At 73.9% G+C, this 25,467-nt stretch carries 18 protein-coding genes and 1 other RNA gene; 8 read left to right on the top strand and 11 right to left on the bottom strand.

Annotated features, from left to right (window positions below; genetic code table 11):
• Positions 1–23 precede the first annotated feature (23 nt).
• A complete protein-coding gene (locus MET2598_RS0126350) occupies positions 24–341 on the top strand; it encodes a hypothetical protein (protein WP_018262900.1) in 318 nt (105 codons plus the stop codon).
• 96 nt (positions 342–437) lie between these two features.
• Here the strand turns inward: MET2598_RS0126350 and MET2598_RS0126345 are convergent, their stop codons facing one another.
• Positions 438–1,544 carry a glycosyltransferase family 61 protein gene (locus MET2598_RS0126345; protein WP_018262899.1) on the bottom strand — a complete coding sequence of 369 codons (1,107 nt, stop codon included), beginning with the start codon at positions 1,542–1,544 and terminating at the stop codon, positions 438–440.
• A gap of 138 nt (positions 1,545–1,682) precedes the next feature.
• Here MET2598_RS0126345 and MET2598_RS0126340 point away from each other — a divergent pair, with 138 nt between their 5' ends.
• The 4 genes from MET2598_RS0126340 (at position 1,683) to hslU (ending at position 6,647) form a co-directional block, all read left to right on the top strand.
• Positions 1,683–3,470, top strand: coding sequence for a cation:proton antiporter domain-containing protein (locus MET2598_RS0126340; protein WP_018262898.1), 1,788 nt, complete (start codon positions 1,683–1,685; stop codon positions 3,468–3,470).
• Between the two features lie 6 nt (positions 3,471–3,476).
• On the top strand, positions 3,477–4,580 hold the full coding sequence (locus tag MET2598_RS0126335; RefSeq protein WP_012330244.1) for an ATP-dependent DNA helicase: 1,104 nt from the start codon (positions 3,477–3,479) through the stop codon (positions 4,578–4,580).
• A gap of 159 nt (positions 4,581–4,739) precedes the next feature.
• Positions 4,740–5,270 carry an ATP-dependent protease subunit HslV gene (hslV, locus tag MET2598_RS0126330; protein WP_012330245.1) on the top strand — a complete coding sequence of 177 codons (531 nt, stop codon included), beginning with the start codon at positions 4,740–4,742 and terminating at the stop codon, positions 5,268–5,270.
• Between the two features lie 63 nt (positions 5,271–5,333).
• A complete protein-coding gene (gene hslU, locus MET2598_RS0126325) occupies positions 5,334–6,647 on the top strand; it encodes an ATP-dependent protease ATPase subunit HslU (protein ID WP_012330246.1) in 1,314 nt (437 codons plus the stop codon).
• A gap of 134 nt (positions 6,648–6,781) precedes the next feature.
• Here hslU and mraY read toward each other — a convergent pair whose 3' ends face one another.
• The 7 genes from mraY to rnpB form a co-directional block, all read right to left on the bottom strand.
• Positions 6,782–7,867 carry a phospho-N-acetylmuramoyl-pentapeptide-transferase gene (gene mraY, locus MET2598_RS0126320; protein ID WP_012330247.1) on the bottom strand — a complete coding sequence of 362 codons (1,086 nt, stop codon included), beginning with the start codon at positions 7,865–7,867 and terminating at the stop codon, positions 6,782–6,784.
• Positions 7,868–7,967: 100 nt separating this feature from the next.
• Entirely contained in the window at positions 7,968–9,425 is a 1,458-nt protein-coding gene (locus MET2598_RS0126315) for a UDP-N-acetylmuramoylalanyl-D-glutamyl-2,6-diaminopimelate--D-alanyl-D-alanine ligase (protein WP_018262897.1), read from the bottom strand.
• Positions 9,422–10,888: a UDP-N-acetylmuramoyl-L-alanyl-D-glutamate--2,6-diaminopimelate ligase gene (locus MET2598_RS0126310; protein WP_012330249.1), complete on the bottom strand. Its 1,467-nt coding sequence runs from the start codon at positions 10,886–10,888 to the stop codon at positions 9,422–9,424. Before MET2598_RS0126310 ends, MET2598_RS0126315 begins: the two co-directional genes overlap by 4 nt.
• Entirely contained in the window at positions 10,885–12,675 is a 1,791-nt protein-coding gene (locus tag MET2598_RS0126305) for a peptidoglycan D,D-transpeptidase FtsI family protein (protein WP_018262896.1), read from the bottom strand. Before MET2598_RS0126305 ends, MET2598_RS0126310 begins: the two co-directional genes overlap by 4 nt.
• 8 nt (positions 12,676–12,683) lie before the next feature.
• On the bottom strand, positions 12,684–13,178 hold the full coding sequence (gene ftsL / locus MET2598_RS0126300; RefSeq protein ID WP_012330251.1) for a cell division protein FtsL: 495 nt from the start codon (positions 13,176–13,178) through the stop codon (positions 12,684–12,686).
• Positions 13,175–14,188: a 16S rRNA (cytosine(1402)-N(4))-methyltransferase RsmH gene (gene rsmH, locus MET2598_RS0126295; RefSeq protein ID WP_012330252.1), complete on the bottom strand. Its 1,014-nt coding sequence runs from the start codon at positions 14,186–14,188 to the stop codon at positions 13,175–13,177. Before rsmH ends, ftsL begins: the two co-directional genes overlap by 4 nt.
• Positions 14,189–14,567: 379 nt before the next feature.
• An RNA gene (rnpB, locus tag MET2598_RS38355) (RNase P RNA component class A) lies at positions 14,568–14,977 on the bottom strand.
• Positions 14,978–15,104: 127 nt separating this feature from the next.
• On the opposite strand from rnpB, the gene MET2598_RS41590 reads away from it, so the two are divergent.
• Positions 15,105–15,281 carry a hypothetical protein gene (locus MET2598_RS41590; RefSeq protein ID WP_018262895.1) on the top strand — a complete coding sequence of 59 codons (177 nt, stop codon included), beginning with the start codon at positions 15,105–15,107 and terminating at the stop codon, positions 15,279–15,281.
• A gap of 50 nt (positions 15,282–15,331) precedes the next feature.
• Here the strand turns inward: MET2598_RS41590 and MET2598_RS0126285 are convergent, their stop codons facing one another.
• Together MET2598_RS0126285 and MET2598_RS0126280 are read right to left on the bottom strand one after the other, a co-directional pair.
• Positions 15,332–16,411 (bottom strand): calcium:proton antiporter, encoded by a 1,080-nt coding sequence (locus MET2598_RS0126285; RefSeq protein ID WP_018262894.1) that lies wholly within the window; start codon positions 16,409–16,411, stop codon positions 15,332–15,334.
• 29 nt (positions 16,412–16,440) lie between these two features.
• A complete protein-coding gene (locus MET2598_RS0126280; protein ID WP_012330255.1) occupies positions 16,441–16,881 on the bottom strand; it encodes a VOC family protein in 441 nt (146 codons plus the stop codon).
• A gap of 144 nt (positions 16,882–17,025) precedes the next feature.
• On the opposite strand from MET2598_RS0126280, the gene pepN reads away from it, so the two are divergent.
• Both pepN and MET2598_RS0126270 read left to right on the top strand, forming a co-directional pair.
• A complete protein-coding gene (pepN, locus tag MET2598_RS0126275; protein ID WP_018262893.1) occupies positions 17,026–19,710 on the top strand; it encodes an aminopeptidase N in 2,685 nt (894 codons plus the stop codon).
• Between the two features lie 182 nt (positions 19,711–19,892).
• On the top strand, positions 19,893–22,187 hold the full coding sequence (locus MET2598_RS0126270; protein ID WP_018262892.1) for a PAS domain-containing sensor histidine kinase: 2,295 nt from the start codon (positions 19,893–19,895) through the stop codon (positions 22,185–22,187).
• Positions 22,188–22,531: 344 nt separating this feature from the next.
• Here the strand turns inward: MET2598_RS0126270 and MET2598_RS0126265 are convergent, their stop codons facing one another.
• Positions 22,532–25,462 (bottom strand): bifunctional [glutamine synthetase] adenylyltransferase/[glutamine synthetase]-adenylyl-L-tyrosine phosphorylase, encoded by a 2,931-nt coding sequence (locus MET2598_RS0126265; protein ID WP_018262891.1) that lies wholly within the window; start codon positions 25,460–25,462, stop codon positions 22,532–22,534.
• Between the last annotated feature and the right edge of the window lie 5 nt (positions 25,463–25,467).

The following is a 25,467-nucleotide window of genomic DNA, read 5'->3' as shown; positions in this document are numbered from 1 at the left end:
CGCATCTGCACCTGAACAATGCCATGGATCGTTTGACTTTCGATATCGGGGAGGTCCAGGGCTGCGCCAAGCAACTGGAAGATCCCCGGTCCACCGCCGAGCCGCGGGCCGAGGCCGGGAAGGCTGCCGGCCGGACGCGCGCGCGCGGCGCCGGCGCGGCCGCGCGCTACGGGATGCGGCCGGACGGGCTCGGCTGGACCCTGTGCGAGCACGGCAGCGGGCGCACCCTGGTCATGAACGGCGTCGTGCAGGCCGGGCTCGACCACGACGTGGCCCGCGTGATCGCGGAGTTCCTGAACGCGCACGGCGACCAGAGCGTCGTCCTGGCGCTGACGGCCTGACGCGCCCCGGAGCCTCGGCGAAACCCCGACGCGGATCCTGCCGCGGGGATCGGACCCGCGCCGCGCCCCCGAACCGGCGGCCTCGGCGCGCGCGGCTCAGGGCCCGCCGGCCACGCCGCGCCCCCCCCGGGAGAGGCGCCAGCGCAGGTCCTCGACCAGGCCGCGGACCCGGCCGAGGAGGGTGCGGTCGGCCGCGTCGTCGGCCGCGTCGATCGCGTCCAGGCGGTCGAAGGCCTCGGCCCGCGCCAGGAGTTCGGCGGCGACCGCGCGCGGATCGCGCACTTGCCAGCCGAAATGGAAGGAGTCCGCCGCCCCGTAGCGGGTGCCGAGCGGGAAGTAGTAGCGCCCTGCCGTCCCCGTGACAGCGTCGAGCAGCGCGAAGTTCGCGTGCAGCTTCCAGGTCCAGTTGAGGCCGAGCACCCGCCGCCCCGGCGCCGCGAAGATCGTGGTGTGGAAGGCCGAGCCGGTCGAGCCCATGACGACCCGGCGCGTCGAGACGAGGCGCACCTGCTCGACGAAGGGCAGCGTCTCGGGGGCGACGATCTCGACCCCCCGCCGGTCGAGCTCCTCGACGATCGCCTCCTCGTTGGCGATGCGGGCGATGCCGGCGGGCAGCCGCGTCTTGGTCAGGTAGACCGGGCGGTCCAGGGCCGGACCGTCCCGGAAGGGCCGGCCGATCTCGCGGCAGAGCGCGCCGTAGACCGCGTGCACGAAGGCCCGCTCCTCGAAGGCGGGCTCGGGCAGCAGCAGGCGCGGCAGGCGCACCGGCCGGTCGAAATGCACGAGGTCGCCGGGGCCGAGGCCGAGGCGCTCCAGGATCACGCGGGCATAGTCGGCGCCGTCGAGCCCGTGGGGCGGCGCCAGCAGGGCGAGGCGCGGCCGCGGCCCCTCCCAGGCGGCGAGGGGCCACAGATGCGCGAGCGTGTCGGTGACGAAGTGGCCGTAATGGGGGGCGAGCGCCGGGACGAAGAGGTAGAGCCCGTCCGGGGCCGGCTCGCCCGCCGGCAGCGCGCCGGGAGCCGCCTCGCCGCCCTCGCCGCGCAGCCGCCGCCCCGCCGCGAACAGGCCCGCCGGGACCGGGCCGCCGGGCGGCACGAGGAGCACGTCCTCCAGCACGCGCGCGGCCGGCGGGGCCTCGACGAGGCGGCACGCCCCCCAGAGATCGCGGCAGCGCCGAAGCCTGTGTCCCGTGAAGCCCGTCATGCGCTCCCCATCGCATAGTTTCGGGAATGTCGCGAAGGGGCGAAAAGCCGGCGGGGGGACCCGTTTCCGCTTGCCCCGGCGGCGCGGCTCCTCAAGATGGGCCGGCCCGCCGCGTCGCGAGAGATCCCCCTCCCCCCGATGACCGACCCCGTGGTCCACGGCGCCTCCTACAAGGAGGCCATCCTGTTCCTGGTGACGGCCGGCATCGTGGTGCCGTTGTTCCATCGCCTGCGGATCAGCCCGGTCCTCGGCTTCATCGGGGCGGGGGCGCTGCTCGGCCCCTCGGGGCTCGGGCGGCTCACCGGCAGCGCGCCCTGGCTCGCCGAGGTGACGATCGGCAACCGCAGCGAGATCGCGCACCTGGCCGACCTCGGCGTGATCTTCCTGATGTTCATGATCGGCGTGGAACTGTCCTGGGAGCGGCTGCGCATCCTGCGCCGGCTGGTCTTCGGCCTCGGCTCGCTGCAGGTCGCCCTGTCGAGCCTGGTGCTCGGGGGATTGCTGCTGCCGCTCGGCGTGAACCCGACCGCCGCGGGCCTGGTCGGGCTCTCCCTCGCCCTCTCCTCGACCGCCATCGTCCTGCCGGTGCTGGCCGACCAGAAGCGCCTCAACGCCCCGGCGGGCCGGGCGAGCTTCGCGGTGCTGCTGTTCCAGGACCTCGCAGTGGCCCCGGTCCTGTTCGCCATCGCGGTGCTCGGGCGCAAGGACGGGGACGCGATCGGCGGGCTCGCCCTGGCCCTCGGCCAGGCGGCGGTGGCGATCGCGCTCATCGTCGGGGCGGGGCGGCTCGGGCTGCGCCCGCTGTTCCAGCTCGTCGCCCGCACCCGCAGCCCCGAACTCTTCATGGCGGCCTGCCTGCTCGTCATCGTGGCGACGGCGCTCGTCGCGGCGGCGAGCGGGCTCTCGACCACGCTCGGCGCCTTCGTGGCCGGGCTGCTCCTCGCCGAGACCGAGTACCGCCGGGCGATCGAGGCGACCATCGACCCGTTCAAGGGCCTGCTGCTCGGCGTGTTCTTCGTCTCGGTGGGCATGAACCTCGATCCGGCCCAGCTCCTCGACGCGCCGGCCGCGATCCTGGGCCTGTCGCTGGCCATGATCCTGATCAAGGGCGGGGTGATCCTGGCCGTCGCGCGGGCGCTGCGCCTGTCGCGGGCGGTGGCGGTCGAGACCGCCCTGCTGCTCGGGGCCGGGGGCGAGTTCGCGTTCGTGCTGATCGGCAGCGCGCTCTCGGCCGACCTCGTGCCCGAGGGTCTCGGGCAGGCGGCGCTCGTCGTCACCACCGTCACCATGGTGATGATCCCGCTCCTGGCGGCGCTCGCCCGCCGCCTCGGCCGCCAGATCGATCGCCGGGCCCTCGCGCAGGTCCCCGCGGAGCCGCCGCCGGAGCGGCAGCAGGGCCGGGTCATCGTGGCGGGCTACGGGCGGGTCGGCAGGCTGGTCGGCGAGATGCTGGCGCGCCACAAGGTGCCCTACCTCGCCCTCGACATGGACGCGGCCCGGGTCGCCGAGCAGCGCCGCCTGGGCAACCCGGTCTATTTCGGCGATTCCGCCAATCCCGAATTGCTGCGCCGCTGCGGCATCGCCGGCGCCCGCGCCCTCGTCGTCACCCTGGACGCGCCGCGCTCGGTGGAGGCGGTGGTGGCGGCGGCCCGGGCCGAGCGCCCCGACCTCACCATCGTGGCGCGCGCCCGCGACGCGCGCCACGCCACCGCCCTCTACGAGCTCGGGGTCGACGACGCGGTGCCGGAGACGATCGAGGCCTCGCTGCAGCTCTCCGAGGCCGTGCTGGTCGATGTCGGAGTGCCGATGGGCCTCGTCATCGCCTCGATCCACGAGCGCCGCGACGAGTTCCGCGCCCTGCTGCGCCGCAGCGAGGCGCCGCCGCCGGAATTCCAGGCCCGGCGCACGGTCGGCAAGGCGCGCTGACGGGCGATGACGCGGTTCAGCCCCGAGCAGGAGGCGGCCCTGCGGGCGGTGTCCGCCTGGCTGAAGGCGGGCGAGCCCCGGGTCTTCCGCCTGTTCGGCTTCGCCGGCACCGGCAAGACCACGCTGGCGCGGCGGGTCGCCGAGGATGTCGAGGGCGGGGTCCTGTTCGCGGCCTACACGGGCAAGGCCGCCTCGGTGATGCGCCAGCGCGGCTGCCACGACGCCGCGACCATCCACAGCCTGATCTACCGCGCCCGCGAGGGCGAGGAGGGCGGCCCGGCCTTCACCCTCAACCGCACCGGCCCGGTGTCGAAGGCGGCCCTCGTGGTCATCGACGAGTGCTCGATGGTCGATGCCGATCTCGGCAACGACCTCCTGTCCTTCGGCAAGCCGGTGCTGGTGCTGGGCGACCCGGCGCAGCTGCCCCCGGTCAAGGGCGGCGGCTTCTTCACGGAGGCCGAGCCCGACGTGATGCTGACCGAGATCCACCGGCAGGCGGCGGACGACCCGATCATCCGGCTGGCCATGGCGGTGCGGGAGGGCGGGCAGCTGGAGACCGGGCGCTACGGGGCGAGCGCGGTGGTGAACCGGCGGGGCATCACCCCGGAGGCGGTGCTCGCCGCCGACCAGGTGCTGGTCGGGCTCAACCGGACCCGGCGGCTCTACAACGGCCGCATCCGCGACCTGATGGGCCAGACCGACCCGATGCCGGCCGTGGGCGAGAAGCTGGTCTGCCTGCGCAACGACCGCACCAAGGGCCTGCTCAACGGCTCGACCTGGACCGTGCAGGCGCTGCGCGCCGCGCCCCGGCCCGACCTCGTGCGGCTCGACGTGGTGCCGGAGGACGACCCCGCCCTGCGCCGCCGGCCGCAGGACATCCGGGTGCTGCGCGCGGTGATCGAGGGCAGCGAGGAGCCGATCCCCGCCATCCTGAAGCGCGAGAGCGACGAGTTCACCTACGGCTACGCGCTCACCGTGCACAAGGCGCAGGGATCGCAATGGGACCGGGTGGTGCTGTTCGACGAATCCTACGCCTTCCGGGAGCATGCCCGGCGCTGGCTCTACACCGGCCTGACCCGGGCCGCCCAGGCGATCACGGTCGTGGTCTGATCGCTCGGAGGCTCGGCCTCGTCGCGGACCGCGCGAGGGCGGCCGGGGACATCCCGCCTCGGCGAGGTGGACGAACGCCTCCCCAACCCCCACCTACGCTTCGGACGAGCCGCACGGGAGAGGTCCTTGGGCAGCGACGAGGCGGGGGCATTGCCCCGCATGCATGCGACGACGATCCTGATGGTCCGCAAGGGCGGGCGCGTCGTCATCGGGGGCGACGGGCAGGTCAGCCTCGGCCAGACCATCGTGAAGGGCAATGCCCGCAAGGTGCGCCGCCTCGCCAAGGGCGCGGTGATCGGCGGCTTCGCGGGCGCGACCGCCGACGCCTTCACGCTGTTCGAGCGGCTGGAGGCCAAGCTGGAGCAGTATCCGGGGCAGCTCACCCGCGCCTGCGTCGAACTCACCAAGGATTGGCGCACCGACCGCTACCTGCGGCGGCTCGAAGCCATGATGCTGGTGGCCGACCGCGAGGTCGGGCTGCTGCTCTCCGGCTCCGGCGACGTGCTGGAGCCCGAGGGCGGCGTGATGGCGATCGGCTCGGGCGGCAATTACGCCCTCGCCGCCGCCCGCGCCCTCGAGGACCAGGACCTCGACGCCGAGGCGATCGTGCGCCGCTCGCTGGCGATCGCGGCCGAGATCTGCGTCTACACCAACGGCAACCTCGTGATCGAGAGCCTGGAGGCGGCCTGAGCCGCACGCCACCCCGTCACGACACGCGACGGCGGCCCCGACCGCCGCATCTCCGGACCCGCCATGACGACCTTCTCCCCCCGCGAAATCGTCTCCGAACTCGACCGCTACATCGTCGGCCAGGCCGACGCGAAGCGCGCGGTCGCGATCGCGCTGCGCAACCGCTGGCGCCGCCAGCAGCTCCACGGCCCCCTGCGCGAGGAGGTGGCGCCCAAGAACATCCTGATGATCGGCCCGACCGGCTGCGGCAAGACCGAGATCTCGCGCCGCCTCGCCCGTCTGGCCAACGCGCCCTTCCTCAAGGTGGAGGCCACCAAGTTCACCGAGGTCGGCTATGTCGGCCGCGACGTCGAGCAGATCGTGCGCGACCTCGTGGAGGTCGGGATCGGCCTCAAGCGCGACGAGAAGCGCCGCTCGGTCCAGGCCAGGGCGGAGGCGGCCGCGGAGGCGCGCATCCTCGACGCGCTCGTCGGGCCGACCGCGGGCCAGGCCACCCGCGACAGCTTCCGGCGCCGCCTGCGCGCGGGCGAACTCGACGACAAGGAGGTCGAGATCGAGCTCGCCAGCGCCGCGCCGAGCGGCCTGCCGATGTTCGAGATCCCGGGCGTGCCCGGCGCCGCCATGGGGGCGATCAACCTCGGCGACATGCTCGGCAAGGCGCTCGGCGGCCAGAAGGGCAAGCCGCGGCGCGTCACCGTGCGGGACGCCCACGCGCCCCTGATGGCCGAGGAATCCGACAAGCTCCTCGACCAGGACGCGATCGTCCAGGAGGCGGTCCGCGAGGTAGAGGACAACGGCATCGTGTTCCTCGACGAGGTCGACAAGATCTGCGCCCGCGAGGGCCGCGGCGGGGCGGACGTCTCCCGCGAGGGGGTCCAGCGCGACCTGCTGCCGCTGATCGAGGGGACGACGGTCGCGACCAAGCACGGGCCGGTCAAGACCGACCACATCCTGTTCATCGCGAGCGGGGCCTTCCACGTCTCGAAACCCTCCGACCTGCTGCCGGAGCTGCAGGGGCGGCTGCCGATCCGGGTGGAGCTCGCGCCGCTCACGGTCGACGATTTCCGGCGCATCCTGACCGAGACCGAGGCGAGCCTGCTCAAGCAGGCGGTGGCGCTGATGGCCACGGAGGGCGTCGCCGTCACCTTCACGGAGGACGCGGTCGACGCCCTCGCCCGGGTGGCCGTGGAGGTGAATTCCTCCGTCGAGAACATCGGCGCGCGCCGGCTGCAGACGGTGCTGGAGCGGGTGCTCGACGAGATCTCGTTCACGGCGCCCGACCGCGCGGGCGAGAGCGTGACGATCGACGCGGCCTATGTGCGGGAGCGGGTCGAGAGCCTCGCCCAGAACGCGGATCTGAGCCGGTTCATCCTGTGATCCGGGATCCGGTCGATCACGGCGGATCCCGGATCACGCGCCCGCGCGGCGCCTGAGCGAGGCCCCAATCCGCCGGCCCGAAGGGATCGAGCGGATCGGGGATGAGGCGGCAGGGGGCGGCCCCGGGCCGCCCCTCAGCGCAGCTTCAGCGTCGCGAGGCCGAGCAGCGCCAGCACCACGGCGATGATCCAGAACCGGATCACCACCTGCGGCTCCTTCCAGCCCTTCTGCTCGAAATGGTGGTGGATCGGCGCCATCCGGAAGACGCGCTTGCCGGTGAGCTTGAAGGAGGCGACCTGGATGATCACCGAGGCGATCTCCAGCACGAACAGGCCGCCCACCACCGCCAGCACGATCTCGTGCTTGGTCGCCACCGCGACGGTGCCCAGCAATCCGCCCAGCGCCAGCGAGCCGGTGTCGCCCATGAAGATCTGGGCCGGCGGCGCGTTGAACCACAGGAAGCCGAGCCCCGCCCCGATCAGCGCCCCGCACACCACCGCGAGTTCGCCCGTGCCCGGGACGTAGTTCACCTGCAGGTAGGAGGCGTAGATCACGTTGCCGACCAGGTAGGCGATGATCCCGAAGGTCGCCGCCGCGATCATCACCGGCACGATCGCCAGCCCGTCGAGCCCGTCCGTGATGTTCACGGCATTGCCGGCGCCCACGATCACGAAGCTCGCGAAGAAGATCCAGAACAGGCCGAGGTTGACGATCGCGTCCTTGAAGACCGGGAAGGCGAGCCGGTAGGCGAGCCCCGGCGCCGAGTACTCCGCCACCGCCACGCAGGCCGCCACCGCGATCAGCGCCTCCAGGCCGAGCCGGAACTTGCCCGAGAAGCCCTTGTGGCTCTGCTTCGTCACCTTGAGATAGTCGTCGTAGAAGCCGATCGCCCCGAAGCCGAGCGTCACCACGACGGTGATCCAGACGTAGCTGTTGCGCGGGTTGGCCCACAGGAACACCGCGACCAGGAGCCCGGCCAGGATCATCAGCCCGCCCATGGTCGGCGTGCCGCGCTTGGTCAGCAGGTGGGTCTGGGGCCCGTCCTCGCGGATCGGCTGGCCCTTGCCCTGGCGCAGGCGCAGCAGCGAGATGATCCAGGGCCCGAACCAGAACACGAACAGGCCCGCCGTGAACAGCGCCCCGCCCGTCCGGAAGGTGATGTAGCGAAACACGTTGAACGGCGAGAAGACGCCGCTCAGTTCGGACAGGAGATACAGCATCCCGGGCTCATCCCGATATGGAGGTGAGCGCCGGCGGGGATGACGGCGCCGTTCGGTGGAGGCCGGCCGCGCCGGCGCCCGGAGGCTCGCGCGCGGCGGCTCAGGTCGGTCGCGCGGCGAGGGCGTCCGCGCCGCCCCCGTAGCGGGCTTTCAGGGCCTCGACAATCCGGCCCATGCGGGTGCTGTTCGATCCCTTCACCATGACCGCGTCGCCGGGGCGGATCTCGGCCACGACCGCGTCGAGGAGATCGGCGGAACTCGCCGCCGCGACGCCCCGCGTGCCGGCCGGCAGCGCCTCGAACAGCTCCGCCATCAGCGGTCCGGCCACGAAGACGAGGTCGATCCCGTGCTCCGCCACGGCGGCGGCGAGGTCGCGGTGCAGGCGCGCCGCCTCCGCGCCGAGCTCCAGCATGTCGCCGAGCACGGCGATCCGGCGCGCCCGGCCCTGGACCTCGATCCCCGCGAGCGTCGCGAGCGCCGCCCGCACCGAGGCCGGGTTGGCGTTGTAGCTCTCGTCGACGAGCAGCGCCTCGCCGTCGCGCAGGCGCAGCAGCGTGCGCTCGCCGCGCCCGACCGGCGGGCGCAGCTGCGCCAGCGACAGGGCCGCGAGCGCGAGGTCGGCCCCGAGCGCGTGCACGGCCGCCATCACGGCGAGCGAGTTCAGGGCCGTGTGGCGGCCCGGCGTGCCGAGCTGGTAGGTGACCGGGATGCCCATCACCCGCGCGTCCACGATCGAGAGGTCGGGGCGCATCACCACGCGCTCGGCCCGCACATCCGCCCGCGGATGCTCGCCGAAGCTGACGATCCGGCCCGCCCGCGAGGCCAGCGCGTGGTCGCGCAGGCGCTCGAAATGCGGGTTGTCGCGGTTGATCACCGCGACCCCGCCGGGCTCCAGGCCGCAGAAGATCTCGCCCTTGGCGTCCGCGATGCCCGAGAGGGCGCGGAAATGCTCGATGTGGACCGGCTCGACCGTCGTCACGACGGCGACCTCGGGCCGGACCAGGCGGGTGAGCGGGGCGATCTCGCCCGCGTGGTTCATGCCGATCTCGAACACCCCGAAGGCGCTCGCCGCCGGCATGCGCCCGAGCGTCAGGGGCACGCCCCAATGGTTGTTGTAGGAGGCGACCGAGGCGTGGGTGGCGCCCTGCGCCGCCAGGACGTGGCGCAGGGCCTCCTTGGTGCCGGTCTTGCCGACCGAGCCCGTCACCGCGACGATGCGGGCGCGGCTGCGCGCCCGCGCCGCCGCCGCGAGCTTCCGCATGGCGGCGAGCACCGGATCCTCGCCCGCCTCCGGCACCGCGACGAGCGGGCCGGCGCCGGCGAGGTCCGCGGCGCGCGCCTGCGACACCACGGCGGCGCCCGCGCCGCGCGCGAGCGCGTCGCGGACGAAGTCGTAGCCGTCGCGCTGCTCGCCCCGGATGGCGAAGAACAGGTCGCCGACCTTCAGGGTGCGGGTGTCGATCGACAGGCCGGAGAGCGGCGCGTCGGGCGCGCCGTCGAGCGCGCGGCCGCCGGTGGCGGCCAGCACCGCGTCCAGGGTCCAGAGAGGCTCGGTCATGCACGCGTCTCCTCGATCGCGCTCAGCACCGCGTCGCGGTCCGAGAACGGAAGCGTGCGGTCGCCGATGATCTGGCCGGTTTCATGGCCCTTGCCGGCCACGACCAGCACGTCGCCCGGCGCGAGGTCGCGCACGGCGGCGCGGATCGCCTCGGCCCGGTCGCCAATCTCCTCCGCGCCCGGGGCGGCGGCCAGGATCTCGGCCCGGATCGCGGCCGGCTCCTCGCTGCGCGGATTGTCGTCCGTGACGATGACCCGGTCGGCGCCCGCGACCGCGATGCGCCCCATCATCGGGCGCTTGGCCCGGTCGCGGTCGCCGCCGCAGCCCATCACGCAGACGAGGCGCCCGGTCGCGAAGGGCCGCAGGGCCTGGAGCACGCCCGCCAGGGCCTCGGGCTTGTGGGCGTAGTCGACGACGCAGAGCGCCCCGCGATGGGTCGCCACCCGCTCGAGCCGCCCCGGCACGCCCGCGAGGTGGCCGAGCGCCCCGATCACCGCCTCCAGCCGGCCGCGCCCGGCCGGGGTGGCGAGGACGAGGGCCGCCGCCACCAGGGCGTTCTCGACCTGGTAGGAGCCGACCAGGGGCAGGTCCACCGTGAGCGCGCGCCCCTGCGCCGCGAGGGTGAGGCGCTGCGCGAAGCCCCGGGTCTCGACCGCGTCGAGGCGCAGGGTCTCGCCCGCGCGGCCCGTGGTGACGAGGGGCAGGGAGCGGGCGCGGATCGCCGCCACCGCGCGGTCCGCCATCGGCCCGTCCGCGTTGACGATCGCGGTCGCGCCCTCGGGCAGCAGGTCCTCGAACAGGCGCAGCTTGGCGGCGAGGTAGGCCTCGACCGTGCGATGGTAGTCGAGGTGGTCGTGGCCGAGATTGGTGAAGGCGGCGGCGGTCAGGCGCACGCCGTCGAGGCGGCGCTGCTCGATCCCGTGGGAGGAGGCCTCCATGGCGAGGTCGGTGATGCCGTCGCGGGCGAGCCGGTCGAGGGTCTCGTGCAGGGTGACCGGGTCGGGGGTCGTGAGCGCCCCGTAGGCGGCGCCCTCTCCGGTCACCACGCCGAGGGTGCCGAGGCTCGCCGAGCGGCGGCCGAGCCGCGCGAGGATCTGCCGGACGAAATCCGCGACCGAACTCTTGCCGCTGGTGCCGGTCACCGCGACGACCGTGGCGGGCTGGCCCGGATGCAGGCGCGCGGCCGCGAGCGCCAGGGCGCGGCGGGCATCGGGCACGGAGAGGTAGGCCACCGCCTGCGGCAGGTCGGCCGGCCGGGGCCCCTCCGCCACCATGGCGACGGCGCCGGCGGCCGCGGCCTGGGCGGCGAAGAGGCGCCCGTCCGCCCGGGTGCCCGGCACCGCCACGAAGACCGCGCCGGGCCCGACGCGCCGGCTGTCGGCCGTGAGGGCGGCGACCGGCAGCGCGGACGCGGCGCCCGCGGCCTCGGGGAAGAGCGCGCCGAGGGTCGTGGTCCCGCTCATCGCGCGCCGACCTGGTTGGCGTGGTAGGCGCCGAGCTTCACCATCAGTGGGAAGGGATTGGTCGGACCCTCGAATTTCGGCGGAAGCCCCAGGATCGGCGCCACCCGGGACAGGATCCGGCCCGTCACCACGCCGGAATTCCACGCCGCCGTGGCGTAGCCGCCCGATTCCGCCGCCACCGCCTGCGGCTCGTCCATGACCGTGACGAACAGGTACTTGGGCTTGTCCATCGGGGCGGCCGCCATGAAGGTGGTGAACAGCCGGTTCTTCACGTAATGGCCGCGGATCACCTTCTCGGCGGTGCCGGTCTTGCCGCCGACAAAGTAGTAGGGGTTGTCCGCCTTCTTGGCCGAGCCCTCGGTGGCGTTGAGGCGCATGATGAAGCGCATGGCCTCGCTGGTCTGCGGCGTCAAGACCTGGACGGCCTTCTCGCGGGCGGCGGCCTCGTCGCGGCGCAGGAAGGTCGGGGTGATCAGGAAGCCGCCGTTGGTGATCGCCGCGACCGCGGCGGCGGCCTGGAGCGGCGCCACCGCCAGGCCGTGGCCGAACGCGATGGTGATCGTGTTGATCTCGGTCCAGCGCGGCGGGACGATCGGCTCGGCGCTCTCCGGCAATTCCGTGCGCATGCGGTCGAGCAGGCCCATCTTCTTCAGGAAGGCCTTGTGGCCGGGCACGCCGACGCCGAGCGCCATCTTGGCCGAACCGATGTTGGAGGAGTGGGTGAACACCTCCGGCATGGTGATGACGCGGTTGGTGCCGTGGTACTCGTGGATCTTCTGGCGCCCCCAGGACAGCACGCCGCCGCGGGTGTCGAAGGTCGAGTTCACGGTGAACTTGCCGGATTCGAGCGCCATGGCGAGCGTCATGGCCTTGAAGGTCGAGCCCATCTCGTAGACGCCGACGTTCATCCGGTTGATGCGGTCGGGGTTGAGCGCGTCGGCGGGCTCGTTCGGGTCGAAATCGGGCAGGGAGGCCAGGGCCAGAACCTCGCCGGTATTCACGTCGAGGATCATCGCGGCCGCCGCCTTGGCCCGGTAATGCTCCATGCCCCAGGCCAGTTCGTCGCGCACGGCGTGCTGCGCGCGCAGGTCGATCGAGAGCTGGACCGGGGCGAGGTCGGCCGACTTCTCGATGAAGCCGAGGTTGTTGAGGTCCTTCAGGCCCGTCTTGTCGATGTACTTCTCCATCCCGGCGATGCCGACGTTGTCGAGGTTGGCGAAGCCGAGGACGTGGGCGGCCGCGACGCCGTTCGGGTAGACGCGCTTGTGGTCGGGCAGGAAGCCGATCCCCGGGATGCCGAGGCGGTGCACCTCCGCCTGCTGCTTGGGCGTCAGCTCGCGCTTGATCCAGACGAAGCCCGCGCCCTTGCGCTTGGGGGTGAGCTTGGCGCGCAGCTCCGCGGCGTTCAGGTCGGGCAGGACGGCGGTGAGCAGTTCGACCGCCTCGTCCTTGTCGACGATGTTGCCGGGCTCCGCGAAGGCCGACACCGTGCGGATGTCGGTGGCCAGGATCTCGCCGTTGCGGTCGACGATGTCGGGCCGGATCGCGGTCGCGGCGGCCGCGGCGACGCGCTGGGCTTGGCTCGACGGCTCCTCGGGGATCGCCGCCGTGAGGACGAGGCGCCCGATGATCACCGCGAAGACCCCGCCGAAGACGACGCCGACGAGGTTGACGCGCGCGCCGCTGCGCTCGACGGCGAAGCGGAACATCGCGCGCAGGATGGCGAGGAGGCGGGAGGGCCGCAGCGGGGCGGCCTCCGGGGCGGGATCGGGAGAGGCGTCGGACACGGGAGAACCTACCTCGTCGCCGTCGGGGTGCGGGTGGACGTGCGGGGGGGCGTGGCGGAGGGAGAGGCGCCGGGCGGCTTGGTGCCGGGAGAATGGGCGGCGGTCGAGCCGGTGGTCCGCGGCTCGTCCCCGCCCCGGCCCGCGCCCGGGCGCTCCCTCGAGGTGGGCGTCGCGGTCGCGAGCAGGCCGAGGGATTCGAGCTTGCGGGCGATCTCGTCGCCGCGATCGGCCCGGGCCGGCAGGTCGGCGAGGCGCCCGAGATGCTCGGTGCCGATCGGTTCGAGCCGGAGGTACTTATCGACCGCGGCCTGGAGGCGGTCGGGCCGGGTGAGGAGCTGCCACTCGGCCCGCAGCACGGCCGTGGCCTCGCGCTCGCGGCGCAGGCGGCTCTTCAGCTTGGCGACCTGCTCGGCCTGATAGAGGGTCTCGTACTTGATCGAGTAGGCGTAGATAGCCGAGGTGATCAGCCCCGCGATGGCGAGGAGGTGGAGGAGACGGATCACCGGCGGCCTCCCCGCTCGCGGGGCGGCAGGGCGGCGAGGGCCGCGAGCGCCGCCAGGGGCTCGGGCGCCGGGGCGTCGGTGCGCTCGCCCGCGCGCAGCTTGGCCGAGCGCGCCCGCGGATTGGCGGCGGCCTCGGCCTCGCTCGGGCCGACCGGGCCCTTGGTCACCAGGGTGAAGCTGCGCGGGACGGGCCGCTCGGCCATCGGCAGGTGGCGGGAGGCCGAGACCGCCCGGCCGCTGCGCGCCGAGAAGAACTGCTTGACGATGCGATCCTCCAGCGAGTGGAAGGTGACGACGGCGAGCCGCCCGCCGGGGCGGAGGATCCGCTCGGCCGCGTGCAGCGCCCGGTTGAGCTCGCCGAGCTCGTCGTTCACCGCGATGCGCAGGGCCTGGAAGGTGCGGGTCGCCGGATGGATCCCGCTGCCGGGCTCCGCCCGCACCACGCCGGCGACGATCTCGGCGAGCGCCCCGGTCGTGGCGATGGGCGCGCGGCGGCGCGCCTCCAGGATGGCGCGGGCCACGGCCCGCGACCGCCGCTCCTCGCCGAAATGGTAGATGATGTCGGCGAGTTCCGCCTCCGGCGCCCCGTTGACGAGGTCGGCGGCGCTGGTCCCCGCCCCCTCCATGCGCATGTCGAGGGGGCCGTCGGCCCGGAAGGAGAAGCCGCGCTCGGCGCGGTCGAGCTGCATGGAGGACACGCCGATGTCGAGCACGACGCCGTCCACGGCCTCCACGCCCTCCCGGCGCACGATGGCGTCGAGGTCGCCGAAGCGGCCCTGGACCAGGCGCAGGCGCCCGCCCGCCGCCGCCGCGAGCTCCTGCCCGGCCGCGACGGCGGTCGGGTCGCGGTCGATGGCGATGACCCGCAGGTCCGGGTCGGCGGCGAGGAGCGCGCGGCTGTAGCCGCCCGCCCCGAAGGTGCCGTCCACGACGACGCCCGGCCCCTCGCCGAGGCGCAGCACGCCGCGCACCTCCGCGAGCAGCACGGGGATGTGGGGCGCCCCGCTCATCGGGCCGCTCCGCCGGCTTCCGGCCGGCCGCGGCGCCGCCTCGCGGCGGCGGACTCGCTCGCCTGACGGTCCATGATGCTCCGCAATCTGCGAGGGCCGCGCACCCGGCCGGATCCGGCGCCGCACGACCGCCCGCGCCCCGCCCGAGAACGCGCCGGCCCGCTGGCCGCCGGGGACTCGCCCGTGCGCCGGTTTGGGTTGCGCCGTCAATGAGTTGGGCTGGGCTATCATGGGCCTCCGGGAGCGTCAACGCGGCCCTGCGGGGGAGGCCGCCTCGACGGAGCCCGATCAGACGGCAGCAACGTTAATGAAGGCTTGCGGAAATCGCCTCGCACCCGGGGAACGTGCAGCCCGCCCTCGCCTTCGGGTGAGCGGAATGGGGATCAGCCGGCCTGTAAGCCGGGTTCTGTAGGGCCCGGCGGACCCTCGCGGGTCCCCCGGACGTGGCGGCCATTCCTCTGGGACGGCCGTTGCCGGCCGCCTCGAGCAACCAACCCGGGCGACGGGCCTGGGGAGAGGCCTGGGCGGGCCGTCGGCCCGCCCGTGTCGCCCCTATTCGGTCTTGCTCCCGGTGGGGTTTGCCGTGCCGTCCGCGTTGCCGCGTCCGCGGTGCGCTCTTACCGCACCCTTTCACCCTGACCGGCGCGGGCCTCGCGGCCCGCCCGGCGGTCTCCTCTCTGTGGCACTGTCCCTGGGGTCGCCCCCGCCGGATGTTATCCGGCACCGTCTCTCCATGGAGCCCGGACTTTCCTCCCTGCCCGAGGGCAGAGCGGCCGCCCGGCCGGCTGATCGGCGCGATGTGCGACGGGAGGCGCCCCGCGTCAAGGCGCGGCGCGGGTTGCCGGGTCCGGAGGCCGCTCCTACCTGCCCGGGCAAGGCCGCGCCCGACGCGGCCGACGAGACCAGGAGGCAGTCCATGAGCGAGACCGTCGAGGCCAGCTGGACGCTGGAGACCGTGCAGCAATTGCGGGCGATGGCGCGCGAGGGCGTCGCGCCCGCGGTGATGAGCCTGAAGCTCAAGCGCTCGGTCACGCAGATCCACGCCAAGCTCGCCGAACTCGGCATCACGCCGTCCGCCAAGAGCAGAGACTGAGCTGAGACTTGCGGCGGGCGCGGCCGGGATCCGCCGGGGCGCCCGCTCTCCTACGGGATCAGGGCGAAGAACAGGAAGGAGGCGAAGACCACGAGGTGCACGATCCCCTGCAGCACGGTCGTGCGCCCGGTGCCGAGCGTGATCACCGCCACGAGCAGCGTGAGCGCGAGCAGCACCTGATCCTTCGGGGGCAGGCCCAGCACCAGGGGCCGCCCGATCAGGACCGAGACCAGGGCCACGGCCGGGATCGTCAGCCCGATCGTCGCCAGGGCCGAGCCGAGGGCGAGGTTCATGCTGGTCTGGAGCCGGTTCGCCCGGGCGGCGCGCAGGGCCGCCAGCCCCTCCGGCATCAGCACGAGCGCGGCGATCACGATGCCGGAGACGGATTTCGGCACGTCGGCCGCGTCGATCGCCCGTTCCAGGGTCGGGGTGAGCGCCTTGGCGAGGCCGACGACCGCCACCAGGCAGGCGAGGAGGAGCCCGAAGCTCGCCAGCGCGACGCGGGCGGGCGGCGGGCCGGCATGCTCCTCCTCGGTGCCCCCCTCGGGCAGGAAGTAGTCCCGGTGGCGCACCGTCTGCACGAACACGAAGGCCCCGTAGAGGGTGAGCGAGGCCGCCCCCGCGAAGAGGAGCTGGGGCACGGTGAAGGCCGGCCCGGGAGTGCTCACGAAGTTCGGCAGGACGAGGGTGAGCGTGACCAGCGCCGCCAGCACCGCCAGGGCCGCGAGCGCTCCCTGCAGGGCGAAGCCCTGCTCGTGGTGGCGCACCCCGCCGGCGAGGAGGCAGAGCCCGACGAGCCCGTTGCAGATGATCATCACGGCGGAGAAGACCGTGTCGCGGGCGAGCGCCGCCTTCTCGGGCCCGCCCGCCACCATCACCGAGACGATCAGCGCGACCTCGATCACCGTGACCGAGAGCGCGAGCACCAGCGTGCCGAAGGGCTCGCCCACCCGGTGGGCCACCACCTCGGCGTGGAAGACGGCCGCGAACACGGTGGCGACGAGCCCGGCCGCCGCGGCCGCGAGGAGCGGCGCGGGCGGCTCCGTCAGGATGGCGGCGGCCAGCAGGAGCCACGCCACCAGCGGCGAGGCCCATGCCCAGACCGGCATCCCGCCCGCGGGAACCTGCATCGTCCCGGCCCTCCTCCCGGCGCCCGCCGCTACCAAGTGCCGGTGTTCGGCATCGACGCCCAGGGCTCCCGCGGCGGCTTCGCCCCGCCCTTCTGCAGGATCTCGATCGAGATGCCGTCGGGCGAGCGCACGAAGGCCATGTGGCCGTCGCGCGGCGGGCGGTTGATGGTCACGCCGGCGGCCTGCAGCTTGGCGCAGGTCTCGTAGATGTCGTCCACCTGATAGGCGAGGTGGCCGAAATTGCGCCCGCCCGTGTAGTCCTCCGGGTCCCAGTTGTAGGTGAGTTCGAGGAGCGGCGACCGCGACTCCCGGGCGCGGGCGACGTCGCCCGGGGCGGCCAGGAAGACCAGGGTGAAGCGGCCCTTCTCGTTCTCGACCCGGCGCACCTCCTCCAGGCCGAACTTGCCGCAATAGAAGTCGAGGGCGCGGTCGAGGTCGGCGACCCGGACCATCGTGTGCAGGTATTCCATCGTCGGGGCTCCTCGGGGACCGCGGCCATATGTGGGTCCGGGCGCCGTCGGGTCAACGCGGGGCGCCCCGCCGCCGCGTTGCGCGGGCCCGGATGCGGGCTACAAGAGGGGACGCCCGCCGCCCGTCAGGAGCCCGCCCGCCCCATGCGCACCGAGTCCCCGCCGATCGTCCGCCTCGCCGATTACCGGCCGAGCGACTACCTGATCGACCGGGTCGATCTCAACGTGCGGCTGCACCCGACCGAGACCCGGATCTCCGCCACCCTGGCGCTGCGGCCCAACCCGCGCGGCGAGGCCGGTGCGCCGCTCCACCTCGACGGCGACGACCTCGCGCTGCTGGCGGTCGCCCTCGACGGCCAGCCGACCGCGCCGGGGGCGATCGAACTCGGCCCCCTGGGCCTCACCCTGCACCGGCCGCCGCAGCGCCCCTTCGTGCTCAGCCTCGAGACGCAGGTGAACCCGAGCGCCAACACCAAGCTGATGGGGCTCTACCGCTCGAACGGCGTCTACTGCACCCAGTGCGAGGCGGACGGGTTCCGGCGCATCACCTACTTCCTCGACCGGCCGGACGTGCTCGCGGTCTACACCACCCGGATCGAGGCCGACCGGGACGAGGCGCCGGTGCTGCTCGGCAACGGCAACCCGGTCGAGGCGGGCGAGGCCGGGCCGGGGCACCACTACGCCGTCTGGCACGATCCCCACCCGAAGCCCGCCTACCTGTTCGCCCTGGTCGGCGGCCGGCTCGGCCGCATCGCCACCCGCTTCACCACCATGGAGGGCCGCGACGTCGCGGTCGCGGTCTACGTCGAGCCGGGCAAGGAGGCGCGCGCGCCCTACGCCCTCGACGCCGTCACCCGCGCCATGGCCTGGGACGAGCGGCGCTTCGGCCGCGCCTACGACCTCGACGTCTTCAACGTCGTCGCGGTCTCCGACTTCAACATGGGCGCGATGGAGAACAAGGGCCTCAACATCTTCAACGACAAGTACGTGCTGGCCAGCCCCGACACCGCCACCGACACGGACTACGCCAACATCGAGGCGATCATCGCCCACGAGTATTTCCACAACTGGTCGGGCAACCGGGTGACCTGCCGCGACTGGTTCCAGCTCTGCCTCAAGGAGGGCCTGACGGTCTTCCGCGACCAGGAATTCTCCTCCGACGAGCGCTCGCGCCCGGTCCACCGCATCGCCGAGGTGCGCACCCTGCGCGCGCGCCAGTTCCCGGAGGATGCGGGGCCGCTCGCCCATCCGGTCCGGCCCCAGGCCTACCGGGAGATCAACAACTTCTACACGGCGACGGTCTACGAGAAGGGCGCCGAGATCGTCAGGATGCTGGGCACCCTGCTCGGCCCGGCGGCGTTCCGGGCCGGCATGGACCTGTTCTTCGCGCGCTGCGACGGCACCGCCGCCACCGTGGAGGATTTCCTGGCCGCCTTCGCGCAGGTGAGCGGGCGCGACCTCGCCGCCTTCTCGCGCTGGTACGCGCAGGCCGGCACCCCGACCGTGTCGGTGGCCGGGCGCTACGACCCGGCCCAGCGCAGCTACACCCTCGACTTCCACCAGAGCCTGCCGGCCGTCGCCACGGAGGCGGCCGGCGGCGGCCCGCCCCAGCCCCTGGTGATCCCGGTCGCCCTCGGCCTCGTCGGCCGCGGCGGCGGCGCCCTCGAGGCCCGCTCGGACCGGGTGCGGGACGGCGTCTTCGTGCTGGAGGGCGAGAGCGACCGCCTCGTCTTCACGGAGGTGGCGGCCGAGCCGGTGCCCTCCCTGTTCCGGGGCTTCTCGGCCCCCGTGAAGGTCGCCCATTCCCTCGACACGGCCCAGCGCCTGACCCTGCTCGCCCACGACAGCGACCCGTTCAACCGCTGGCAGGCGGCCCAGAACCTCGCCCTCGACCTGGTCACCGCGCGGGCGCGGCTCGGTGCCCCGATCGAGGCCGATGCGGGCCCGGAGGCGGCCGCCCTCGCGGAGGCGCTCGGCACCTTCCTGGACGGGGAGGCCCTGCAGGACCCGGCCTTCGCGGCCCTGGTCCTGGCGATCCCGGGCGACCAGGAGGCCGCGCAGGAGATCAGCACCAACGTCGACCCGGACGCGATCCACCGCGCCCGCTGGACCCTGCGGGCCCATCTCGGCCGCGCCCTGCTGCCGCGGCTCGTCGCCCTGCGCGACGCGCTCGCGGCCCCGCCCGGCAGCCCGTTCAGCCCCGACGCCGCCAGCGCCGGGCGCCGGTCCCTGCGCAACGCCGCCCTGGACCTGATCGCGGCGGCCGATCCCGCCCGCGGGACGGCGCTCGCCGAGGCGCAGCTGCGCGAGGCCGACAACATGACCGACCGCCTCGCCGCCCTGGCGGTGCTGACGCTCCTGCCCGGCGAGGCGCGCGAGCGCGCCCTCGCGGCGTTCGGGGAGACCTACCGGGGCGAGCCCCTCGTCCTCGACAAGTGGTTCGCCCTCCAGGCGATGATCCCCGAGGCCGGCACCGTGGCGCGGGTGCGGGCGCTGATGCGCCACGAGGGCTTCTCGGCCTCGAACCCGAACCGGGTGCGGGCGCTGGTCGGCAGCTTCAGCCTCAACAACCCGACCCAGTTCCACCGGGCGGACGGTGCCGGCTACGAACTCCTCGCCGAGACGGTGCTCGACGTCGACTCGCGCAACCCCCAGGTCGCGGCACGTTTGCTCACGGCCTTCAACACGTGGCGGATGATGGAGCCGACCCGGCGCGCCCGCGCGGAGGCGCAGCTGCGCGCCATCGCGGCCGCCCCCGGCCTGTCTCCCGACGCGGGCGACATCGCCAGCCGCTCCCTGGCGCCGGCCCGGCACCACATAAATACCTGATAGGGAGACGCAATTTCGATTCGAAGCCGTCCCGCGGCGCGACCCCTTAACAAAAGTCTAACGCCCGCCCTGCCCCTGGGATCAGCTGGACAAATCAGCTGTGGAAATGTCACATGAGACGGTGATTCGGGGGCGGGGCGTGTCGCCGAGTCGCTTCACCGAAGCGTGCGGGGGAAGAGAGTATGCTGGAGGCGGATCCCGCCCCACTCACTGCTCGTGCGGCCACGATCCTCGGCATCGCGCGGGCCCTCACCCCGGCGCACCAGCGCCTGGCTCGCGCCGAATCCTGGCTGCGCGTGGCGATCCCGGCGGTGATCGGCCTGTTCCTGGTCTGCCTGTTCGCGATCACGGCGACCCAGCTGATGTCCCAGCGCCGCGACGCCGTCGCGGAGGCCGGCCGGGAGATCGACCTCCTGGCCCGGCTCGCCGCCGCGACCCTGGCGCAGGGCGGCGGCCTCGACGGGGCGGTGCCCGCGGGCGCGCTCATCCCCGGCCGCGAGATCCACCTGATCGGACCCGACGAGGTGATCACGGCCTCCCTTCCGGTGCCGCTCCCGCCGGGGCGCAGCCTCGGGGAACATCTCGGCGAGGCGCAGCCGCTCCTCATCCTGGGGGAGCGGGCGGGCCTCATGACCGTCGGCCTCCGGGGCGCCCCGGCCCTCGCCACCCTGCGGGCGCTGCCGGGGGGCCAGCAGCGGGTCGCGGTGGTGCAATCCCTCGACACCGTGACGGCGGCCTGGCAGGGCCGGGCCCGCACCGAGGCGATGGTGATCGGCACCGCCACCCTGGTGATCGTCTGCATCGGCCTCGCCTACACCCTGCAGGCCGACCGGGCGCGGGCGGTGGACCGGGTCTGCGAGCAGGTCCGCCAGCGCCTCGACACGGCGCTCTGCCGCGGGCGCTGCGGCCTGTGGGACTGGGACATCGCCCGCGGGCGGATCTACTGGTCGGACTCGATGTACCAGCTCCTCGGCTACACCCGGGAGCACGAGTTCCTGTCCTTCGGCGACGTGAACGCCCTCGTCCACCCGGACGACACCGACCTCTACGGCCTCGCGAGCCAGCTCGCCGCCCAGGACGCCACCGTCGACCACGAGTTCCGGATCCGCAGCGCCGCGGGCGAGTGGATCTGGCTCAAGGCCCGCGCCGAGATCGTGCGCGACCAGGAGGATGGCGGGCGCCACCTGGTCGGGATCGCCGTCGACATCTCCGAGCAGCGCCGCCTCGCGGAATCGACCGCGACCGCCGACATGCGCCTGCGCGACGCCGTCGAGGCGGTCTCGGAGGCCTTCGTGCTCTGGGACGCGCAGAACCGCCTCGTCCTGTGCAACTCGAAATTCCGCCGCCTGCACGCCCTCACGCCGGAGGACGCGCAGCCGGGCCGCCGCTACGACACCATCATGGGCCGGGCGGCCGTGCCGCCGGTGCGCCGCGAGATCCAGGCCGGCGAATTCGCCGAGACCGGCGCGCGCACCTTCGAGGCCGAGCTCGCCGACGGGCGATGGCTCCAGATCAGCGAGCGCCGCACCAAGGACGGCGGCTACGTCTCGGTCGGCACCGACATCACCGCCCTCAAGCGCCACCAGGAGCGCCTCGTCGAATCCGAGCGCCAGCTGATCGCCACGATCGCCGACCTCAAGCGCTCCCGCCGCACCCTCGAACTTCAGACCCAGCAGCTCGCCGACCTCGCCGAGCGCTACCTCGACCAGAAGGCCCAGGCCGAGAGCGCCAACCGCTCCAAGTCCGAGTTCCTGGCCAACATGAGCCACGAGCTGCGCACCCCCCTCAACGCGATCCTGGGCTTCGCCGAGGTGATGCAGGACGAGGTCTTCGGGCATCTCGGCTGCGAGAAGTACCGCGAATATTGCCGCGACATCCGTTCCAGCGGCCAGTACCTGCTCTCGGTGATCGACGACATCCTGGACATGTCGCGCATCGAGGCGCGCCGCGTGACCCTCGCCAAGCAACCCCTGCCGGTGGCGGAGGTGCTGGAGCGGGTGCTCAAGGTCGTCGCCGAGGCGGCGCGGGCCAAGGGCCTCACCCTCAGCGTCGAGATGAACGCGGGCGCGGTGGTGCTGGCGGATGCCCGCGCCCTGCACCAGATCCTGCTCAACCTGCTCCAGAACGCCGTGAAGTTCACGCCCGACGCGGGCCGCGTCGCGGTGCGCACGCGGCGGGCCCTCGATGCCGTCCACATCTACGTGGAGGATAGCGGCATCGGCATCCCGCGCACGGTGCTGCCGAAGCTCGGCGCGCCCTTCGAGCAGGTCGAGAGCAACCTCTCGCGCAGCTTCAAGGGCTCGGGCCTCGGCCTCGCGATCGCCCGCTCCCTGACCGAGCTGCATGGCGGGCGCCTGCGCATCCGCTCGGAGGTCGGCTCGGGCACCATCGTGCTGGTGCGGCTGCCCCAGCCGCCGGGCGACGCGCCCTTCGCGCGCGAGGGCGCGGTGGCAGCGCTGCCGGCTCCGGTGGCCTGATCCGGGATCCGGTCGATCCAAGCGGCTCCCGGATCATCCGCTGTCCGGACGATCGCTTCCGGAACGCGCATGACGAGCCCGCGCGGCGCGTGAGCGAAGCCGCAATCCGCATGGCGAAGCAATCCGTCGGATTCCGGATCGCGCGCCCGCGCGGCGCCTGAGCGAAGCCCGAATCCGCCATCCCGAAGGGATCGAGCGGATCGGGGATGAGGGGCCGACCCTCCGTGGCCGTGCGGGACGGGGGCTTCGCTCGACCTCGGCTCCCGAGGTCGCGGACCGGTCCCGGCTCGGCGGCGAGGGACGGACCATCGGCGGGGACGGGCCGCGGCCCTCCCCCGCGCCCGTCACGCCAGCAGGCGCTCGAACCACGCCCTGACCTCGGCGCGCGTCTCCGCCAGCCGGGCCAGCAGCGCCGCCTCGTCGGGCAGGCCCGCGGCGGCGGCGAGGCGGGCGCGGGTAGCGGGGGCGGCGCCCTTCTCGAAGGAGCCCTCCACCATCAGGCGCTGCCAGTGATGCACGTCGTCGAGGAGCCGGTAGGCCTCGCGCAGCGCGTCGGCGGCCTCGTCCGGCAGCAGGCCGCGCGCCCGCGCCGCGGCGAACAGGGACGGGGCGTCGCGCCCGATCAGGTCCGGATGCGCGGCGGCGTGGGTGAGGACCAGGGCCTGGGCCAGGAAATCGAGGTCGAGGAGGCCCCCCGGGGAGAGCTTGAGGTCGTGGGGACCGCCGTCGCCCTTCTCGCGGGCGATGAGCGCGCGCATGTCGCGCACCTCCCGGGCGACGAGGGCGGCGTCGCGGGGACTCTCCAGGATCGCCGCGACGGCCGCCTCGATCTCGGCGCCGAGGTCCGGATCGCCCGCGAGCACCCGCGCGCGGGTCAGCGCCATCTGCTCCCAGAGTCCCGCCTCCTCGCGCTGGTAGGGCACGAAGCGCGGCCATTGCCCGGCGACCGGGCCCTGGCTCCCGCCCGGCCGCAGGCGCAGGTCGACCTCGTAGAGGTGCCCGCGCCGGGTCGGGACGGTGAGCGCCGCGACGAGGCGCTGCGCCAGGCGGTTGTGGTAGACGGCGGCGTCGAGGGGGCGCCGCCCGTCGCTGTCGCGGTGGCGCGGGTCGAAATCGTACAGGACGACGAGGTCGAGGTCGGAATCGGCGGTGAGCTGGCGGGAGCCGAGGCGGCCGAGCCCGAGCACCGCGACCCGGGCGCCCGGCACCTGCCCGTGCTCGGCGGCGAAGACCGCCCGCACGGCGGCGAGCGCCTCGGCGACGATCGCCCGCGCGATGGCCGCGTAGGCCCGCCCGGCCCCGGCCGGCGGCAGGATGCCCGAGAGCATGCGGGCGCCCGCGACGAAGCGCATCTGGCGGGCGGCGTCGCGGCTGCGGTCGAGGAAATCCTCGAAGGCCTGCGGCGCCCCGATCAGGCGGCGGATCTGCTGGGCGATCGCCTCCTCGTCGGTGACCGGGTCGACGAAGGCCGGGTCGATCACCGCGTCGAGGACGTGCGGGCTGTAGGCCACCGTCTCGGCGAGGCGCGGGGCGGTGCCGAGGAGATCGGCGAAGAGCAGGCGCAGCCGCTCGTGCGAGCGCAGGATGGTGAGGAGTTCGACCGCCGCCGGCATGCGCCCGAAGGCGTGGTCGAGGGCGGCGAGCGCCCCGTCCGGATCGGCCGTCCCGGCGAGGGCCTGGAGCAGGGCGGGGACGAGTTCGGTCACGACCTCGCGGGCGCGGGGGCTCGTCACGGCCGGGCGCCGGCCGTGGTGCCAGCCCCGCACCGTCTCGATCGCCCGCTCGGGGTGGCGGAAGCCGAGGTCGCGCAGGGTGGCGAGCGTCGCGGGGTCGTCCTCCGCCCCCGTGAAGACGAGGTCGCCGAGATCGACCGAGAGGTCCGGCCCGGCCTCGAACAGGAGCGCGTAATGGGCCTGGACCCGGGTCGCCTCGGCGACGAGCGCCGCCCCGAGCGCCTCGGCGTCGCGGTAGCCGCAGAACCGGGCGAAGCGCGCGAGCCGGCCCGGCTCCTCGGGCAGGCGCTGCGTCTGCTCGTCGGCGACCATCTGCAGCCGGTGCTCGAGCGTGCGCAGGAACCGGTAGGCGCGCGCGAGCTCGTCGCGGGCCTCGGCGGTGATCCAGCCCTCCGCGTGAAGGGCGGGCAGCATGTCGAGGGTGCGCTGGCCGCGCAGCGACGGGCGGCGCCCGCCGAAGACGAGCTGCTGGGTCTGGACGAAGAACTCGACCTCGCGGATGCCGCCGCGGCCGAGCTTGATGTCGTGTCCCGCCACCGCGATGGCGCCGTGGCCGCGCACGGCGTGGATCTGCCGCTTCATCGCGTGGACGTCGGCGATCGCCGCGAAGTCGAAGTACTTGCGCCAGACGAAGGGGCGCAGCTCGGCGAGGAACTCCTCGGCGAGCGGCAGGTCGCCCGCCACCGGCCGCGCCTTGATGAAGGCGGCCCGCTCCCAGTTCTGGCCGACCGTCTCGTAGTAGGTGAAGGCGGAGTCGAGGGAGAGCGCGGTCGGCGTCGCGCCGGGATCGGGCCTGAGGCGGTAATCGACCCGGTGCACGTAGCCGTCCGCGTCGCGCTCCTGCAGCAGCTTGGCCAGGGTCTGGGCGAGGCGGCTGAAGAAGGGCGTGGCCTCGACGCCCTCGCGCAGGGGCGCCCGCGCGGGATCGAAGAACACGATCAGGTCGATGTCGCTCGAATAGTTGAGCTCGCCCGCCCCGAGCTTCCCCATGCCGAGGACGATGACGCCGCTGTCCTCCTGGGGCGCGGCCGGGTCCCTCGGCCGGAAGCGCCCGCCGGCGGCGGCCTCGTGCAGGGCGGCGTCGAGGGCGGCCTTCACGGAGGCGTCGGCGAAGTCCGACAGCGCCGCCGTGACCGCCTCCAGCGACCAGACCCCGCCGATATCGGCGAGCGCCACGAGCAGCGCGTGCTCGGCGCGGTTGCGGCGCAGGCAGCGGGCCACCTCGGCGCGGGGCGTGCCGGCGGCACCAGCGCCCCACTGCGCCGCGACGAGATCGGCGTGGGCGGCCTCCGGCCCCTGACCGAGCAGGCGGGCGAAGCGCGCGGGGTCGCGGGCGACGAGACCCCACAGGAAGGGGGAGTGATCGGCGAGCCCGAGCGCGAGGGCGCGCACCGGCCCGTCGAGGCGCAGGGCCGCCGCGAGGGCGGCGTGGTCCGGGCAGCCGTCGAGGGCGGCGAGGAGGTCGGCGAGGCGGTCGCGGGCCCGGTCGGGCTCGGACAGGAGCGGGGCGGACCGGATCCGGTCGACGAGCGGGGCTGACATGGCGC

The sequence above is a fragment of the Methylobacterium sp. WSM2598 genome, from assembly GCF_000379105.1.
In the GTDB taxonomy this organism is placed as follows: Bacteria; Pseudomonadota; Alphaproteobacteria; order Rhizobiales; family Beijerinckiaceae; genus Methylobacterium.
The sequence above is the reverse complement of the archived record's forward strand: the minus strand, read 5'-3'. Positions and strand labels throughout refer to the sequence as shown.

Bases quoted from the DNA above. Each gene is read 5' to 3' on its own strand.
- MET2598_RS0126350 (WP_018262900.1), top strand. From the start codon at position 24: ATGGATCGTTTGACTTTCGATATCGGGGAGGTCCAGGGCTGCGCCAAG.
- MET2598_RS0126345 (WP_018262899.1), bottom strand. From the start codon at position 1,544: ATGACGGGCTTCACGGGACACAGGCTTCGGCGCTGCCGCGATCTCTGG.
- MET2598_RS0126340 (WP_018262898.1), top strand. From the start codon at position 1,683: ATGACCGACCCCGTGGTCCACGGCGCCTCCTACAAGGAGGCCATCCTG.
- MET2598_RS0126335 (WP_012330244.1), top strand. From the start codon at position 3,477: ATGACGCGGTTCAGCCCCGAGCAGGAGGCGGCCCTGCGGGCGGTGTCC.
- hslV (WP_012330245.1), top strand. From the start codon at position 4,740: ATGCATGCGACGACGATCCTGATGGTCCGCAAGGGCGGGCGCGTCGTC.
- hslU (WP_012330246.1), top strand. From the start codon at position 5,334: ATGACGACCTTCTCCCCCCGCGAAATCGTCTCCGAACTCGACCGCTAC.
- mraY (WP_012330247.1), bottom strand. From the start codon at position 7,867: ATGCTGTATCTCCTGTCCGAACTGAGCGGCGTCTTCTCGCCGTTCAAC.
- MET2598_RS0126315 (WP_018262897.1), bottom strand. From the start codon at position 9,425: ATGACCGAGCCTCTCTGGACCCTGGACGCGGTGCTGGCCGCCACCGGC.
- MET2598_RS0126310 (WP_012330249.1), bottom strand. From the start codon at position 10,888: ATGAGCGGGACCACGACCCTCGGCGCGCTCTTCCCCGAGGCCGCGGGC.
- rsmH (WP_012330252.1), bottom strand. From the start codon at position 14,188: ATGAGCGGGGCGCCCCACATCCCCGTGCTGCTCGCGGAGGTGCGCGGC.
- MET2598_RS41590 (WP_018262895.1), top strand. From the start codon at position 15,105: ATGAGCGAGACCGTCGAGGCCAGCTGGACGCTGGAGACCGTGCAGCAA.
- MET2598_RS0126285 (WP_018262894.1), bottom strand. From the start codon at position 16,411: ATGCAGGTTCCCGCGGGCGGGATGCCGGTCTGGGCATGGGCCTCGCCG.
- MET2598_RS0126280 (WP_012330255.1), bottom strand. From the start codon at position 16,881: ATGGAATACCTGCACACGATGGTCCGGGTCGCCGACCTCGACCGCGCC.
- pepN (WP_018262893.1), top strand. From the start codon at position 17,026: ATGCGCACCGAGTCCCCGCCGATCGTCCGCCTCGCCGATTACCGGCCG.
- MET2598_RS0126270 (WP_018262892.1), top strand. From the start codon at position 19,893: ATGCTGGAGGCGGATCCCGCCCCACTCACTGCTCGTGCGGCCACGATC.
- MET2598_RS0126265 (WP_018262891.1), bottom strand. From the start codon at position 25,462: ATGTCAGCCCCGCTCGTCGACCGGATCCGGTCCGCCCCGCTCCTGTCC.